Raw genomic sequence first — 14931 nt, 5'->3', positions numbered from 1 at the left:
CGCGGTGGAGACCACGGTCGAAGCCACGCCGAGCCTGAACGCCGCCGTGATCACGGAGTACGCGCTCGCGCAGAACTTCCCGAATCCGTTCAATCCGTCCACGAGCATTGTGTTCGACATGGTGGACGCCGGGTTCGTGAGCTTGAAGGTTTACAACACGCTGGGCCAGGAAGTGGCGGCGGTGGTGAATGGCAGCATGGAAGCTGGCCGTCACGTCGTGACGTTCGACGCGGCGAATCTGCCCAGCGGCATGTACCTGTACCGCCTCGAGACCAACGGCTTCAGCGCGCAGCACAAGATGTTGCTGATGAAGTAATTCCCTTGGTGAGTTGACGTCGGCGAACCCGTCGTCAACCGCTAAGTTCCGAGGGCACGGCCGAAATGGCCGTGCCCTTTTGTTATTGCTTGAGTAATTGCAGGTTAAGCCACCCCGGGGAGCGGAAGGTGACCGACAGGCTGCGATTCCGGGTGTGAAAACACGGCTTGACTTTGGCAGGGTTCCGGAGTATCTCCTAAACAGGGGCATAAGTCCAGAACCTCGTCGGTCTCGGCACAGGCCGTGGACGCCGAAACCACCTGACAGAGGGGCCTGAGGGCGACGAGACGATCTTCGAATACAGGAAGTTGTGCTGATGAAGTAGCGGGGTGGACGCTGGCGGCGCCAAACAACAAGCGGAGCGGGTCAGTGCCCGCTCCGCTTTCTGTTTTGACATGCCAATGGCCTGAATCGAGGGATACTACCTCACGCGGAGGAATCTCAACGCATCGGGGAAGCGCCGGGCCCAGGCGGACTCGTGATGCCGGCCCGGGAGGTCAATGACCAGATGGACATCAGCACCCTTGACGGACAGCAGCTTGGCCATGCGCTCGGTGGCCGCGACGAGCCGCCGGGAGCGCGCGCGCAATCCGGGAAACTCGTCACCGCCGCAATCGAGATAGATGCGCTGTCCCGCGAGCTCACGCAACTCCGCATGCTCGAAGATCTTTCCGCCGGCAAACAGCAAACTGGAGCTCATGGCTCCGACGAGGCCAAACACGTCGGGACGAGTCAACCCGGCATAGACCGAGATGAGTCCGCCCATCGACGATCCCAAGATTCCGGTGGCGGACGCGTCAGGGCGAGTGCGAAACGCGGTGTTGACGGCGGGAATCACGGTATCGACCATGAAGCTCAGGTAGCGGTCACCATCGCCGCCGGCGTTTGCGAAGGCATCGTGCCACGGACTGTACTCGAACAGGCGGCGTCGGCCGGAGTTGGGAATGCCGACGATGATGAACTCGATTTGCTCTTCGACGGCCAGTCGCTCGCAGGATTCGTCGATCTGCCATTCCCCGGCATACGCAGTGACGGCGTCGAACAGGTTCTGACCGTCGTGCATGTAAATGACCGGGTAGCGGCGCTGCGAATCATGGCGGTAACTCGGCGGAAGATACACGAGCAGATCGCGGTAGTTGTCGAGTTGCGGCGAGTAGATGTCCTTCAAAGTGCGGACATCGCCGGTGACAGTATGGCGCGGCAGAAACGCGGCCGCCGCCGGATTCAGGTCGTTCCATGATTCGATGGTAAGGACCACGGGCTCATCGACTTCGTCGGCCATCCACTGGTGATCCGGCGCCGGCGTCCCGTCGAGGTTGCATTCGGCGGTCTCCCACGAGCCACGCGTGATCTTGAACTTAGTCTCCGCCGTATCCAATGGAATCACGAGCCGAAACGCGGTGTTACCCGTCGGACTGAGGCGATAGCTCGGATTTGAAGGGTGCCACGCGTTGAAGTCGCCGCACGCGAACAGTTGGGCGTCGGCGGGCGTCCCGCGCGGGACTTCGACGTGCAGCACAAGTTGACGGCGTGCGGGATTGCAGGGCGGATCAATCATGAGTGAATGTAAGCTCACGGCACCCTCGCGGGTGCCGTTGGTGTAGTTGTGATTTCGAGGCGCCCTGTCCGGGTCAGGTTGCCGACTTCAAGCCGAGCCGATTGCCTTCAGTCTGGGCCCAATATTCGAGAATGCCGCGGTAGTGCGCGGTGAACTCGTCGTGTTCATGCGCGGGAAAGGAGCGCCGAATCCGCTCGACCAAGACCGCATCCCACTCGGGGCCGGTGAAATACTCCAGCGCGGCCTCATCAACGTGCGCAAGATGTTTGGCGCAGAATTCTTCGAACTTGTCTGTCTCGAAATAGTCACGTTCGAGCTGATTGTACTGTTTAACCTTTTCACTAAAGGCGATGTCCCGGTCGGCGATCTTGAAGTATTCACGCATGTTCATGTCGAGCCGCATCTTGCGGTTCGTGGCCGCGCAGAAGACCGTCCAACGAATGAGCGCTTTGATGGCCCACGGGAAGTAGTAGTGCAGGCTGATCAACGATGTGTCGGGCGTGGCATTCGCATAGTCGATGGGGTAGGCGACGCCCTTTTTGATCAAGGCTTCACACGAATTGTATTCCCAACCGAAGCAGGCGTTGATGAGACGCGTGAGATCGGTGACGTACCGGCCTTCGCTCTGGGTGAGGAATTTGTGATCGATGACGTATCGCTTATGCAGCGGCTGCGACGGGTCGTACTTCATGGCGATGACCTGCGGCCCGCAACCGAGACAACGTACGAACACATCGAAATCCTTGACTCCCGCCTGCACATGCATGGTCTCTTCGCCGGACGCGTCGTAAGCGCGGTGCAATTCCTCGCTGTTGTTGCAGCGGACGACGCCGCGCCAGCCGCCGCCGTTGTAGGGTTTCAGGAAGACGGGATAGCCGCCGACCGCCTGGGCAACATCGTCAAGCTTGAACATGCGGTGGTAGTTCTCGGCGGTGACTCGCGCGCGCTCGTCGCCGGGCGGGAGTTGCTTCTGCGGGACGAGCCAGGTCTCGGGGATTTTGTACCCCAGGCGGATCATCACGCAGTAGGCGGAATGTTTCTCCATCGCCTGAAATGTGAACGGGTTATTCACGAGATACGTGTCGTGCATCAGGCAGGCTTTCTTCTGCCATTCGCGCACGGTCATATGCCAATAGCCGAGGCGATCGATGATCAAGTCGTGCTTTACCGGCTGCCGCAGATTGAACGGCTCGATGGAAAGCCGCTCGGTCTCGAATTGAATGCGTTGTTTAGCGACCGGAAGCGAGAGCTTGAGTCGTTTCAGCACCGTTTCGTAGGCGAGCGGCCACGAATACTCGTTGCCGAGCAACAGGCCGATGCGTTTGGTGATAACGGCGGGGGCGGCGGCGGGCTTGGCACGTTTCGCCGCGGCTGGTGATTTCTGACTCTCCGCCGGCTTCGCGGCTTTCGCGGATTTCTTGGGTGGCATGGTCACTCCGAATGCTGATCGCCGGTGTTACAATACGGCACGAAATGCGAAGGCAAGAGCTCACTCCATCACGGAAACATAATGCCGAATCATCGCGCGCCAAGTGGGCCAGTCGTGCGGCCACTCGTGTCCCCAGAGGCTGAGGTGATGGGAAATGGCTTTGGCATCGAGCAGCCGGGACATCTCGATGGTGCCATCGATGCAGTTGCCTTCCCACGCGCCTTGTCCGACGACCAACGCGATCTTGATGCGGCGAATTTGCTCCAGCGTAGTGTGGTCATGGATGCCGGGCAAGTAGTCTTTCGGCGAATTGAAATAGACTTCGTCATCATAATAGCCGAACACCCGCTCGCGGACATCGTAGTTGCCGGACATGGCGATGACGTGACTGAACTCGTGGGGAAACTTCAGCGCGAAGTTCAGGGCATGGTAAGCGCCGAAGCTCACGCCCGTGCCGGCCATTTGCACAGCGGACGACTGGCAGTGCTGGCGGACGAACGGAACGACCTCGTTGATAATGTAGCTCTGATAGTCGTTGTGCCGCCGCGCGCGCCAGCTCGGATGCACATCGTAGTTGAACCAGCTCTCCCAATCGTTCCCGTCGGGGCAGAAGACCTTGATCTTCCCGGCGTCAATAAACGGAGCGAGCGTCTCGATCATGCTGAAGTCTTCGTACTCAAAATAGCGGCCGCGCGCGCTGGGGAAGACGAGCAATGGCCGGCCGTAATGGCCGTAGAGCAGCAGGTCCATTTCCCGGCCCAGCGATGGGCTATACCACTGGTGATGTTCGCGGTGCATAATGATGAATCGAACGACGAAAGGTGAAGACGGAGAATACCGCCGCCAATTCCGGGTGGGTATCGTGCGTCAACTGAGCGGGACTCGCAGGTCGCGTACGGCGGCGCGGGCTTGTTGCCGAAATCGGAATCCGCCGAGCGGGGACTGTGTCCCCGCTGGAATTGACGGCAGTCAAACTCCGTTGTGCTTCAATCGGCATCAAATGCCTCAGATTCCGGCCGCGCGCGGACGCCCGGCTCGGCGAGCGCCATTCAGCAACAAGCCCGCGCGGCGCTACTGCACGCTGCTCTGCCATTCGGCGACGAGGCTCTCGACGACTCCTTCGAGCGAGCCGGATTTCTCGAAAGCTTTACGCTGGCGGGAGTAACTCCCATCGCGATTCAGCATGAGCTCGATTCGCTCAAGCTCGCCGGTGGAATCTTGTGTTGCGGCGAATGGACGCAAGGTTGCGAGCAGTTCGCGGATGTCATCGCGGAACGGGCGCGTTTGGCCGTGATCGTCATAGATCACGTCGCCGTCGAGTCCGTAGCGCGCGGCGCGCCACTTGTTTTCCTTGATGCTCCAGTATTTGTGAATCGGCAGCTCATCGCCGAGGTCATACAGGTGATCGAGCCAGACGACGAGGGCCTGGATCATGGCGGTGATTGCGAGTACGTCCTCGAAATCAGGAGTTCCGTCGCAGACGCGGATTTCGATCGTGCCGAAGCCGGGATGCGGCCTGACATCCCACCAGATTTCGCGGATGGATTTGATCGCACCGGCTGTAATCAGAGTGCGCATGAAGCGTTGGAATTCGGCCCAGTTCAACATGCGGTGGGGCAGGCCGGCGGTCGGCATAACTTCGAAGATCTTCACGCGGCAGGAGGCGAGTCCCGTATCTTCACCGGCGAAATAGGGTGACGCGCAGGAGAGCGCGAGCAGATGGGGGAGAAAGGTGGTGATCGCATTCAGAAATGCAATGGCTTTCTCGCCGGACGCCACGCCGACGTGAACATGCAGGCCCATAATCATCGCACGGCGGACCGGCCACTGCATGCGGTGCACGAATTCCTGATAGCGCTCGTTTTTGGTGATGCGCTGTTCGCCCCAAGTGGCGGTGGGATGGGTGCCGACAAAGGTGGTGGTATAGCCGATTTTCTCCGCAACCCGCTGCACTTCTTTGATTTTGGGCAGCATGTCGGCGCGAACTTCCTGCACGGTCCGGCACGGCTTGGAGATGACCTCGATGATAGTCTCAAGCAGCTCCGGCTTGGCGTAATGGGAGTCGGGGAAGTGCTCCAGAATCGCGGGCGCGGCGTTGACCATTCGCCAGGACTTGGGATCGACGAGGGCCAATTCACACTCGACACCGATGGTCGGTTCAGGCGAGCCATGGAAGACGATGCTCATCAGTCGAACGGGGTTTAGCTGCCGTGAGGCGGGTGAATCCGGGCCCGGCCCGCGCCCGCGGGCCGTACGGGAAGCGGCGAGGACCTTGCAAGTGTCTCACCTTGAAAATAAAGACAATCCCTCAATAAAACAAGCCTCGCCGAGAAACTCGACGAGGCTCTTCCCTCAAACCAAGGAGATTGGACCACAACACACCAGGGCCACGCCCCGGCTACTCACGCATCATTTACTTGAGCAGCAACATCTTTTTCTGGTCAGTGAATCCACTGGCTTCGAGGCGATAGAAATACAGGCCCGACGGCAAGTTGGATCCGCTGAATTGCACGGAGTGATTACCGCGGGGCAGGGAACTGTTGAGGAGCGTGGCGACCAACCGGCCGCTGATGTCAAAGACGGTCAAGTGAACGGTCCCGGCTTCCGCGAGGTCGAAGCGAATGCGGGTCTCCGGGTTAAACGGGTTCGGGAAGTTCTGGGCCAGTGCGTAGCCCTCTGCCACCGCGCCCGCGTGGGGGGTCACGCTTTCACTGGCGATCTCGGCGCGCGCGCCGCCGGTCTCGACGGAGAACAGCCGATAGGTGTAGCTCACGCCGTTTAGGAGTTCGCCGTCGGTCCAACTGTACTGGTGCCCGCTGGCGGAGTTCCCCTGGCCGGCCACTGAGGCCATGACGACATTATCGCGCTCGATTTCAAAGCGGTCGTTGTTGCTTTCGGACCGTGTGCTCCAATTCAGCGTGACCTGGCCGTCACCTGCGACGGCATCGAAGGCGCCAAGTTCAACGGACAGGACGCGCTCGAAGCTGACGCAGATGCAGCCATCGCCGCGGATCTCCAGCCAGAACCAGCCATCGGTCCAATTCCAGTTACCGCCGAAGAACTCTTCAATGTAGGTGGCCGGGTAGCAGTTGACGAGACACGGATTCGTAGCGCCCAGACAGCCCAGCCGTTTCTGTACGACGGGGAACTGGCCTTCGGGAATGCCCCAGATGCGGATGCGGGAGCTGGATTCAGGGCAGAGCTGGATGCACTGCGCCGTGCCGAAATCTCCGGGGAAGTTGAACACAGCATCGCTGGGGTCGCAGAGCAGTTGTCCGCGAATCTCTCCGCCCGGAAAGGCTGAGGAGTGGATATTCACATAGAGGCTGTCGTGATAGAGTCGGCTCATGTCCTCGGCGGGAATCCCCCAGGCGCCGGCAATCAGGCCGGCCGGGGCACTGAATCCGTGGCGGACCGGACCGGCAACACCTGCGGGAGCGGTATGAATGTGAGAAACGGTGTAGCTTCCGATCAAGCCGCTGTACGAACCGGAATAGTAAAGCGTATCACAGTCAGCACTTACGGTGGCTTCGAAGATCCCACTCGCCGGGCTGGCATTCGGAGGTGCTTCCTGCAAGCCATCGAGGATCGCGAGCCATCCGTGATCGTAAGCATACGCGGCGGTGGCGACGATGGAAATGGCCAACACCATCATAATCTTTAGCTTAGTCGTCATGCGAAACTCCTTCGGGTTGCTGTTGCTGCTGGTCAGAGACTGGCGTGGGGTTGCCGAGGGGTGTATCCCGCTCTAATCGCTAATCGGACAAATATTATCCTATTCAGCTTATAGCAAATATATTGCGTGGAAGACGCATCCGCAATAGACCCAGCGAAAGTGTCGGTAATTTATTAAATCGTCCACATCAGATTTTACAACAGGTTGCAAAAAGAGACAGGACCACTAAGGGGTCCTGTCCTCGAAGAATGCCTCTGTCCCGCCGCTGAATCAGGGATCAGATGCCGAACGGATTCACGGGTTTGCCGGTGACGCCCATCAGCACGGATTTGGTTTCGAGGTAAGCGTCCATGGTCTCCAATGCCATCTCCCGGCCGTGTCCGGACTGCTTGTACCCACCGAAGGGGAGGCCGGGAAGGGCGGTGTTCGGAGTGTTGATCGTGACGATCCCGGACTTGATGGCGCGCACGAACTTGGTCGCGCGAACGAGGTTCTGCGTCCATAGGGTCGCGGCGAGTCCGAAGTCAACGCCGTTGGCCATCGTGATGGCTTCGTCGTCGGACTTGAATTTGGAAATCACGACGACCGGGCCGAAGATTTCTTCCTGAATGCAGCGCGCGGAATGCGGCAAATCGGTGATGACGGTGGGCGCGAAGAAATTGCCGCGTGCGAGCGGGCCGTCGGCAAGTCGTTGGCCGCCCGTTAGAATCGTGCCGCCTTGCGCGATCGCCGAGGCCACAAACGACTCCATCACCGCCAGGCGCTCGGGGTGCACGAGCGCGCCGACATGCGTATGCTTGTCGAGCGGATCGCCGACGCGCAATTTTTTCGCGGCTTCGACGAACTTCTCCACGAAGGCGTCATAGAGGGACTCATGGACGTAGATGCGGCTGCGGGCCTCGCAAGATTGTCCGGCGCCATAGAAGATTGAAAACAGCGAGCCGAGGACTGCATCGTCGAACACGCAATCTTCGAGTACGATGGCGGGGGACTTGCCGCCCAGTTCGAGCGTGAGCCGCTTCATGGAATTGGCGGCTTGTTTGGCGATGCTCTTGCCCGTGGCGGTGCCGCCCGTGAAGGAGATCTTGTCCACCAGTGGATGCGCGACGAGCGCGGCTCCCGCTTCGGGACCCGTGCCGTTAATCAGGTTAACGGTACCTTCGGGGATGCCGGCTTCGTGCAGAATCTCGACTAAGGCCTTGGCGGTGACGGGCGTCCACTCGGCGGGCTTCAGCACAACGGTGCAGCCGGCGGCCAGCGCGGGCGCGAGTTTCCATGCCGCCAGCATCAAGGGATAATTCCACGGGGTGATCGCGCCGACGACGCCGACCGGCTCTTTGAGCGTATAGCCGAAGTATGCCCCATGCAGCGGCGGGACACTGCCGCCGGCTTTGGTTGCCGCTCCGGCGAAGAATTCGAAGTCCTCGATGGCCTGACGAATTTCGCCGACGACGTGGGCGGCGACCTTGCCGTTGTTGCGGCTTTCGGCGAGGCTCAACTCCTCGACGCGGGACTCGAGCAACTGCGCGGCCTTGAAGAGTATTTTTGTGCGCTGTGAAGGAGCGGAGCGTCCCCACTTGCCGTCAAGCGCGGCACGTGCGGATTTGACCGCGAGCTCCACATCCGCGGAATCGGAGCGCGCGGACTCGCCGAGCGATTCGTTCAGCGCGGGATTGATGATCGGCAACGTCCGGCCGGATTGCGCGGGGACGTGTTTACCGTTGATGATGTTGGAGTAGAAGAGGTCGGACATGGGGGGGGAGCTATTGCCAGTGAAGCAGAATGGTCGTGCGTATCGTATGAGCAGTGTTCTCAACCACAGCAGAGGATTGATATCCATCTCCCTCTACAATACTGCTGATCGAAAATGTAACGCTCCCCATTGCGTCATTTTCTCCGATGGGATCATAATCCCAAAGATCAACTCTGTAGCCGAGAGTCCATCCTGTAATCGAGCGAGGTGGAGTTACTGTCCAGCCGACCGGAAGACTCGTCGGTGCCAGATTGTCGTAGTAGGTGCTGGTCCAAATACTAGAACCTGCCTGAGACAAATTCAAAAACAAGTCAGGCCCGTCGGTTAAGTCCCATCCAGCACCGCCACCGTCGCTGAATGGCATTGCCTGCACATTTATGCCGGTAAGCGAGACCGTCCCCGGTGTTATTTCAAGAGCTTGACGGGCAGTGTCAGTTCTGCTCGTTGAAGATTGCACAGCGACCAGTGTGACAACATAACTTCCAAAAGTGCTGAAGCTCAGTTGAGGACTCGATTGGATAGAGGATCGTCCGTCGCCGAAGTCCCATTGAAATTGATCGGCGTTCAAAGAAGCATTGTTGAATGTCAATGTTGCCGGCGTAACCAGAGCCCCTGACACGGAAAAGACGGCATCGGGGCCGGGCGTCCCCGGATCGTCCGAGCTATCGCTTCCACAGCCGATCAGACACAAAACCGAAATTGTGCTCAAGAACACTGTGCTCAACTTCATTGACGATTCTCCTTCTTATGTGATCTGCGGTCCCGGGAATGAAGCAGCGGGGCACGTGAAGAATGCGGACACGGACCGCCGCCAGCAAGACATTTAACTATTGACGACCGGCGCACCGCTTTCCCACTCGCTTCTTAGCAGGGAGAAGATCACGCGGTCGTGCCAGACGCCTTTAATCAGCAGGGTTTCGCGGAGGACGCCTTCGCGGGCAAAGCCGCTGCGGTGGAGGGTGCGCATCGCTCCGGTATTGAAGGCTCCGGTCATGGCCTCGAGGCGATGCGCGCCGCGTTCAATGAAGAGGAATTCCCGCAGCGCGTGCAGTGTTTCGGAGCCGTAGCCCTTTCCGCGCAACTCCGCGGGACCGATCAGCCCGCCGACTTGATAGACATCGGGACTGTCGGGACCGGTGCGCTGCACGAGCATCCAGGTGCCTTCGCCGATCGGGCGACCATCGGCCTTCAGTTCGAGGATGTAAACCCCGGCATATTCCAGCTCTGCATCGGTGTCGAGCCACAAGCCGAATTCCTCGGCGAATAGATCGGGGTGCGCGGTGTTAAACTGCAAGCCGTCGTAGAGGGCCGACGTCTCGGGATGCGAGTACCAGTTGTAGAGCAGCGGGATATCATCTGCTGTGGCCGGGCGGAGTCGCAGCCGCTCCGTTTCGAGGATCTTACCACTCATCGTCGCTGCCCTCAAATTGCACGTACACATCGCCGTCGCGAAGCTCGACCGGGAAGACTTTCAGGAAGGCGATGCCCGGCGTCGGCTTGGTGGCCTTGCCGGTGCGCAGGTCGAAGCAGTAGTGATGCGCGAGACAGGTCACGGTTTCGCCGTCGAGCGCGGCCTTGCTCATTTGCTCGAAGGCATGCGGGCAGCGACCCTCGGTGGCATGCACTGCGTCGCCACTGCGGAACAGTGCGATTTCGCTGTTGTCCAATTCGACGGTGACTGCTTCGCCGTCGGGGATTTCTGTCAGAGCGCACACGCGGCGGAAGGGGACGCTCATTCCCAGACGCGACGACCGGGCTTCTTCGGCGAGCCGTTGTACTTGAAGCCGGGCAGCTCGGGATCCGGCTCCGGCTCGGGCGCGTGCTCGGGTTGCGCGGTGTGAAAATCGAGATCTTTCTTCGCGTTCAGTTCGGCGAGCAATTTGTCGGTGTCGAAGATTGCGTGCCAATGTGCGGCCTTCTCGAGCGGGGCATTCATCGCGACGACGGTCGAGGGGACCAGATGCAGACACCATTCGTCGAAGACGGAGATCAGGCCGGGATTGTGCTTCAGGATTTCCGCGAGCGGAGTCTCCCGGGTGAATTGGATATTGGACATGGCGCTCATCCGGCGACGGCTGCATCCATCGGCAGCTTGGACCAATCGGACGGCTCACTCCACACCGGCTTGCGCAGTCCGGCCTCGGCCGTAACTCCGTAAACCTCATCGGCGAAAGTAAGGCGCACGACGTGGTTGTCGCGCATCTTCAAACCGTACTTGATGTATTGCTTGCAGCGCGGCGAATTCGGCCGGCCGAAGATGTTCATGACGCGCGGGAACCAGCGGTCGAGGGCCTCCTGCGTCGCGTCCTTGTGCTTGGGGCTGCGGCCGAGCCGCTTCAGCCAATAGTCGCCGTGGGCGATGTGCATCTCTTCTTCCTTCATGATGCCTTCCATCACGGCGCGCCACGGACCATAGGAGCTGTCCACGGCATCCTGCAATTGGTGCCCGGCGCCGCGATCCATCAGCACGTTGAACATGATGAAGTCATACCACGTGTTGATCGGATAGTAGAAGATATTCACACGCGCGTCGGTGGCCGCGCGCGTGGCGCCGAGTTCGATTTCGTCGCCCACGCGCAGCGTATAGTCGAATTGCTTGACGCGCTCCTCGACATCAACTCCGAGATCTTCGAGCAGTTGATACATCACGCGGGCATGGCGAACTTCGTCATGCGCGATCGCGGACACGGTCAGCATCTCCTTGGTCGAGACGGCCTTCATGATCCACGGGACGTAGCCGAAGGCCCCGGCCAGTTCCGAGTCGGCCTGCATGAGCATCAAGTTGACGAGGTTCTCTTTGTAGCTTTCGCTCATCTCCTCGGGCGAATTGATCGTTTCGCCGCGCGCGACTTTCTCGAGCACTTTGCGCTCTTTCTCTTCGCTACTCATGGGGTCGCATCTCCTGTGGTGTGGTCGTGGAAGTCAGTGGCAGATTCCGGCCGGGTTGCGGAAGCCTTAACCCGGCTCGGCGGCGCCATCAGCGGCCTTTGAAAACGGGCTTGCGTTTTTCATTGAAGGCGGCGACGCCTTCGCGGTAGTCTTCAGAGTTGCCGAGGATCTCCTGCAGATACGCCTCGTACTCCAGGGCTTCGTCGAGGGACATGTGCGAAGCCCGGTTGAGCGCGCGCTTGATGACGCCGACCGCTTTCGTGGGCGCGGCGGCGTACTTTTCCGCGACCGCGCGCGCGCGCGTCATGAGCTGATCAGCCGGCACGACCTCCTCGACGAGCTTGAGTGTGAGCGCCTCGGCAGCTTCGACCTTGCGGCCCGAAGTGCACAAGTCGAACGCGCGATGATAGCCGACCATGCGCGGGAGGAACCAGGTCGAGCCGGAATCGGGAACGAGGCCGATATTGATGAAGACTTCGATCAGCGACGCGGTATCGGCGGCGATGCGCACGTCGCAGGCGAGCACGAAGCTCATTCCCGCTCCTGCCGCGACGCCGTTCAGCGCGCAGATGATCGGCTTCTCCAGATTCCGCATCCGCTGAATGTTGGGATTGTAATTCTTGCGCAGCGAATCGGACAGCTTGCGATTCGGACTATCCTTGACATCCTTCAAGTCCTGACCGCTGCAGAAGGCTTTGCCCGCGCCGGTCAGAATCACGGCGCGCACGTCAACATCCTTGGCAGCCGCCTTGAACGCGTCGCCGAGCTCGCGGTGCATGACCTCATTGAACGCGTTGAAGCGGTCAGGCCGGTTCAGCGTGATCGTGAGGACGGAATTGGATGTTTCGTAGAGGAGGGTTTCGTACACGGTCATGTGCGGTCGGATGTGCCGGCCGGTGGCGTGGCGAGCGTGCGTGCGGTCACCAGCAGAAACGCGGCGAGCGGGCGTACCTTAAGCAGATGCAGAATCGAATCATAAAGCAGGAAGACCAGAAACAGCGGCAGGAAAAACGCAAAGTAGAAGGCCTGATACCAACTTGTTCGCACGTCGATGTGTTCAAATCCGCGTCGTATGAGGATTCGCGCCAGTGCGGAAGGGTAGCAGCGATCATAGACAGCCGGAAAGCCGCAAATCCCCCGGCTGTCTTCCCAGAAGAAATGCAGAGCGCCCTTGGCAAAGCGCATGGGCAACGCCTGATTTACGAGGGCGAACAGCGCGAACTTGTTGGGGAGGAAGTGGATGAACATGCCGCCGGGTTTGAGCACGCGCGCCGCCTCCGCGCAAAAGCGCTCGACGTCTTCCAAATGCTCGAGCACACTGCGCGATACAACGGCGTCCACCGAATGGTCCGTGAACGGCAGTCGCTTCGTCACATCGGCAACGATGCGCTCATGCAGCGCGGTGTTCTCCGCCATTTCCTCGTCAGAAATATCGACTCCGATAACGCGGACCCCCGCGCCCGGCACAACGGACTCGGCAAACGGGCAGGATCTCCCTGCGCCCACGTCCACGATGGTGATATCACGCTGCTGGGCAAGCCACTCGCCCACAACGCGCGGATACTCGAAGTAGAGATGCGAGCGGCGCAACACGGTGGCGTCGCCGATAGCGTTCGACCAGCGGCGGTTGAGCGCGAAGAATGAGCTAAGGCCGGACATTGTACTGCGCCCGCTCCCTATTTCCCCGTAAATTCGGCTGTGCGCTTGTCCATAAACGCAGCCATGCCCTCTTTCTGATCCTCAGTGTTGAAGAGCAGATAGAAATTCTTGCGCTCGAACTCCAGGCCGTCGAGCAGGAAGCTCTCGTAAACTTTCAGAACCGCCTCTTTCGCGAGGCGGACGGCGACGGGGGCCATCTGCGCGATTTCTGTGGCGAGCTTCTGCGCCTCGCTCAGATAGACCTCGACGGGGACGACGCGATTGACAAGTCCGGCGGCGTGCGCTTCGTCCGCTGAAATCGAACGGCCCGTGAGTACCATTTCCATGGCGCGCTGTTTACCGATCGCGCGTGTCAGCCGCTGCGTTCCGCCCGCGCCGGGCATCACACCAAGCTTGATTTCCGGCTGACCGAACTGCGCGGATTCTGAGGCGATAATCATATCACAGTGCATCGCGAGTTCGCAGCCGCCGCCGAGACAAAATCCGGAAACCGCGGCGATCAATGGCTTCTTGAACTTGCGGATGCGATCCCACTTGGCGAATTGGTCGCGCATGAGCATCGTGGTGGAATCCGCGCCCGCCATTTCGGTGATGTCCGCGCCGGCAGCGAACGCACGCTCGTTGCCGGTCAGCACGACGCAGCGAACGGATTCGTCGGACTCGAGTTCCGCGAGCAGCGCGACCAGCTCGTCCATCAGCGCGAGATTGAGCGCATTGAGCTGCTTCGGTCGATTGAGGGCGAGCGTGGCGACAAAGCCGTCGCGGGTTTGCAAGAGGTGTTGAAGCTTAGTCATCGGAAATCAGCTTCCGGTTAACCGCGGCGTAATCGGGCTTGCGCTTCTCGTTGAAGGCCTTGATCGCCTCCTGCGTCTCCGGCGAATTGGCATGGACGGCCAGCCAGTCGCGCGCATGGCCGACCGTGAGTCCCCATGAGAAGTCGCGCCAGAAATTGAGCTGCTGCTTCAGATAGCGCGTGACATCGGGCAGTTTGTTCTCAAGCTTTGTTGCCATGCGATCCACAGCGATGTCGAGTTGCGCGCGCGGGACGACTTCGTTCAAGAGGCCCCAGTCCAGCGCCTTGGCAGCCGGAATCTCCTCGCACAAATAGAGGATTTCGCGGGCGCGGCGGTCACCGACGATCAGCGGCAGCCACTGCGTCGCGCCGCCTGCGGCGACGCTGCCATGCGCGGCGCCGACCTGACGGATGTAGATATCATCGCAGGCAATAGCGAGATCGCAGCTCATGTTGAACTCGTTGCCGCCGCCGACGACGATGCCGTTCAGACGAGCAATGGTCGGCTTGCCGATGTTGCGAAGCCGCTCATGCGCTTCGATGAACGCGCCCATCCATTTCCAGTAATCCTGCGGTCGTGCAAAGAACTGCTGTTGCTCGCTCAAATCCGCGCCGGTGCAAAATGCCTTGTCGCCCGCACCGGTGAGAATCAGCACGCGCACGGCGTCATCATAGGCGGCGTCTTCGAAGGCCGCGCTCATTTCCTTGAGCATCGCGAAGTTGAAACAATTGAAGACCTGCGGTCGATTCAATGTGACCGTCGCGCGCGCCCCCTGCTTGGAATAGAGAATGTGTCGAAAGTCAAAACTGGAGGCGGGCTTGGCTTTGAAACTTGCGTTCATACCGACACCCCCCTCT

16 protein-coding genes are annotated in these 14931 nt (G+C 59.9%); 1 reads left to right on the top strand and 15 read right to left on the bottom strand.

Features of this window, described 5'->3' with window-relative positions:
• Nucleotides 1-316 (top strand): T9SS type A sorting domain-containing protein (locus HZB60_12955; protein MBI5060676.1); only part of this gene is annotated, 316 nt, incomplete at its 5' end.
• A gap of 421 nt (nt 317-737) precedes the next feature.
• Here HZB60_12955 and HZB60_12950 read toward each other — a convergent pair.
• The 15 genes from HZB60_12950 to HZB60_12880 all read right to left on the bottom strand — a co-directional run bounded on the left by HZB60_12950 (nt 738) and on the right by HZB60_12880 (nt 14915).
• The gene (locus tag HZB60_12950) at nt 738-1598 is read right to left on the bottom strand and encodes an alpha/beta hydrolase (GenBank protein MBI5060675.1); all 861 of its coding nucleotides are present in this window, start codon (nt 1596-1598) and stop codon (nt 738-740) included.
• 349 nt (nt 1599-1947) lie between these two features.
• On the bottom strand, nt 1948-3204 hold the full coding sequence (locus HZB60_12945) for a hypothetical protein (protein MBI5060674.1): 1257 nt from the start codon (nt 3202-3204) through the stop codon (nt 1948-1950).
• 159 nt (nt 3205-3363) lie between these two features.
• Nucleotides 3364-4101, bottom strand: a complete 738-nt coding sequence (locus HZB60_12940; protein MBI5060673.1) for an esterase family protein — start codon at nt 4099-4101, stop codon at nt 3364-3366.
• Nucleotides 4102-4374: 273 nt separating this feature from the next.
• A complete protein-coding gene (locus HZB60_12935) occupies nt 4375-5490 on the bottom strand; it encodes a glutamate--cysteine ligase (protein ID MBI5060672.1) in 1116 nt (371 codons plus the stop codon).
• Nucleotides 5491-5716: 226 nt separating this feature from the next.
• Nucleotides 5717-6979, bottom strand: coding sequence for a CHRD domain-containing protein (locus HZB60_12930; GenBank protein ID MBI5060671.1), 1263 nt, complete (start codon nt 6977-6979; stop codon nt 5717-5719).
• A gap of 277 nt (nt 6980-7256) precedes the next feature.
• Nucleotides 7257-8732 (bottom strand): aldehyde dehydrogenase, encoded by a 1476-nt coding sequence (locus HZB60_12925; GenBank protein MBI5060670.1) that lies wholly within the window; start codon nt 8730-8732, stop codon nt 7257-7259.
• 10 nt (nt 8733-8742) lie between these two features.
• Nucleotides 8743-9462, bottom strand: a complete 720-nt coding sequence (locus tag HZB60_12920; protein MBI5060669.1) for a PKD domain-containing protein — start codon at nt 9460-9462, stop codon at nt 8743-8745.
• 93 nt (nt 9463-9555) lie between these two features.
• Nucleotides 9556-10143: a GNAT family N-acetyltransferase gene (locus tag HZB60_12915; protein MBI5060668.1), complete on the bottom strand. Its 588-nt coding sequence runs from the start codon at nt 10141-10143 to the stop codon at nt 9556-9558.
• The gene (locus HZB60_12910; protein ID MBI5060667.1) at nt 10133-10468 is read right to left on the bottom strand and encodes a Rieske 2Fe-2S domain-containing protein; all 336 of its coding nucleotides are present in this window, start codon (nt 10466-10468) and stop codon (nt 10133-10135) included. The genes HZB60_12915 and HZB60_12910 overlap by 11 nt, the downstream gene beginning before the upstream one ends.
• Nucleotides 10465-10788, bottom strand: coding sequence for a hypothetical protein (locus HZB60_12905; GenBank protein MBI5060666.1), 324 nt, complete (start codon nt 10786-10788; stop codon nt 10465-10467). The genes HZB60_12910 and HZB60_12905 overlap by 4 nt, the downstream gene beginning before the upstream one ends.
• Before the next feature lie 5 nt (nt 10789-10793).
• Nucleotides 10794-11621: a phenylacetate-CoA oxygenase subunit PaaI gene (locus HZB60_12900; protein MBI5060665.1), complete on the bottom strand. Its 828-nt coding sequence runs from the start codon at nt 11619-11621 to the stop codon at nt 10794-10796.
• 88 nt (nt 11622-11709) lie between these two features.
• Complete coding sequence (locus tag HZB60_12895; GenBank protein MBI5060664.1) at nt 11710-12489, bottom strand: enoyl-CoA hydratase/isomerase family protein; 780 nt, start codon at nt 12487-12489, stop codon at nt 11710-11712.
• A 2-nt stretch (nt 12490-12491) separates the two neighbouring features.
• Nucleotides 12492-13280, bottom strand: a complete 789-nt coding sequence (locus HZB60_12890) for a class I SAM-dependent methyltransferase (GenBank protein ID MBI5060663.1) — start codon at nt 13278-13280, stop codon at nt 12492-12494.
• Between the two features lie 17 nt (nt 13281-13297).
• On the bottom strand, nt 13298-14074 hold the full coding sequence (locus tag HZB60_12885) for an enoyl-CoA hydratase/isomerase family protein (protein MBI5060662.1): 777 nt from the start codon (nt 14072-14074) through the stop codon (nt 13298-13300).
• Nucleotides 14067-14915: an enoyl-CoA hydratase/isomerase family protein gene (locus tag HZB60_12880; GenBank protein MBI5060661.1), complete on the bottom strand. Its 849-nt coding sequence runs from the start codon at nt 14913-14915 to the stop codon at nt 14067-14069. The genes HZB60_12885 and HZB60_12880 overlap by 8 nt, the downstream gene beginning before the upstream one ends.
• Nucleotides 14916-14931 lie beyond the last annotated feature (16 nt).

Source organism: candidate division KSB1 bacterium (assembly GCA_016214895.1).
Taxonomy (GTDB): domain Bacteria; phylum Electryoneota; class RPQS01; order RPQS01; family RPQS01; genus JACRMR01.
Note: the sequence above shows the minus strand (reverse complement) of the source record. Positions and strands in the feature narration are given on the sequence as shown.

Excerpts from the sequence above, each read along its gene's own strand:
- HZB60_12950 (MBI5060675.1), bottom strand. The coding sequence starts at position 1,598 with ATGGCCGACGAAGTCGATGAGCCCGTGGTCCTTACCATCGAATCATGG.
- HZB60_12940 (MBI5060673.1), bottom strand. The coding sequence starts at position 4,101 with ATGCACCGCGAACATCACCAGTGGTATAGCCCATCGCTGGGCCGGGAA.
- HZB60_12935 (MBI5060672.1), bottom strand. The coding sequence starts at position 5,490 with ATGAGCATCGTCTTCCATGGCTCGCCTGAACCGACCATCGGTGTCGAG.
- HZB60_12930 (MBI5060671.1), bottom strand. The coding sequence starts at position 6,979 with ATGACGACTAAGCTAAAGATTATGATGGTGTTGGCCATTTCCATCGTC.
- HZB60_12925 (MBI5060670.1), bottom strand. The coding sequence starts at position 8,732 with ATGTCCGACCTCTTCTACTCCAACATCATCAACGGTAAACACGTCCCC.
- HZB60_12920 (MBI5060669.1), bottom strand. The coding sequence starts at position 9,462 with ATGAAGTTGAGCACAGTGTTCTTGAGCACAATTTCGGTTTTGTGTCTG.
- HZB60_12915 (MBI5060668.1), bottom strand. The coding sequence starts at position 10,143 with ATGAGTGGTAAGATCCTCGAAACGGAGCGGCTGCGACTCCGCCCGGCC.
- HZB60_12910 (MBI5060667.1), bottom strand. The coding sequence starts at position 10,468 with ATGAGCGTCCCCTTCCGCCGCGTGTGCGCTCTGACAGAAATCCCCGAC.
- HZB60_12905 (MBI5060666.1), bottom strand. The coding sequence starts at position 10,788 with ATGTCCAATATCCAATTCACCCGGGAGACTCCGCTCGCGGAAATCCTG.
- HZB60_12900 (MBI5060665.1), bottom strand. The coding sequence starts at position 11,621 with ATGAGTAGCGAAGAGAAAGAGCGCAAAGTGCTCGAGAAAGTCGCGCGC.
- HZB60_12890 (MBI5060663.1), bottom strand. The coding sequence starts at position 13,280 with ATGTCCGGCCTTAGCTCATTCTTCGCGCTCAACCGCCGCTGGTCGAAC.
- HZB60_12885 (MBI5060662.1), bottom strand. The coding sequence starts at position 14,074 with ATGACTAAGCTTCAACACCTCTTGCAAACCCGCGACGGCTTTGTCGCC.
- HZB60_12880 (MBI5060661.1), bottom strand. The coding sequence starts at position 14,915 with ATGAACGCAAGTTTCAAAGCCAAGCCCGCCTCCAGTTTTGACTTTCGA.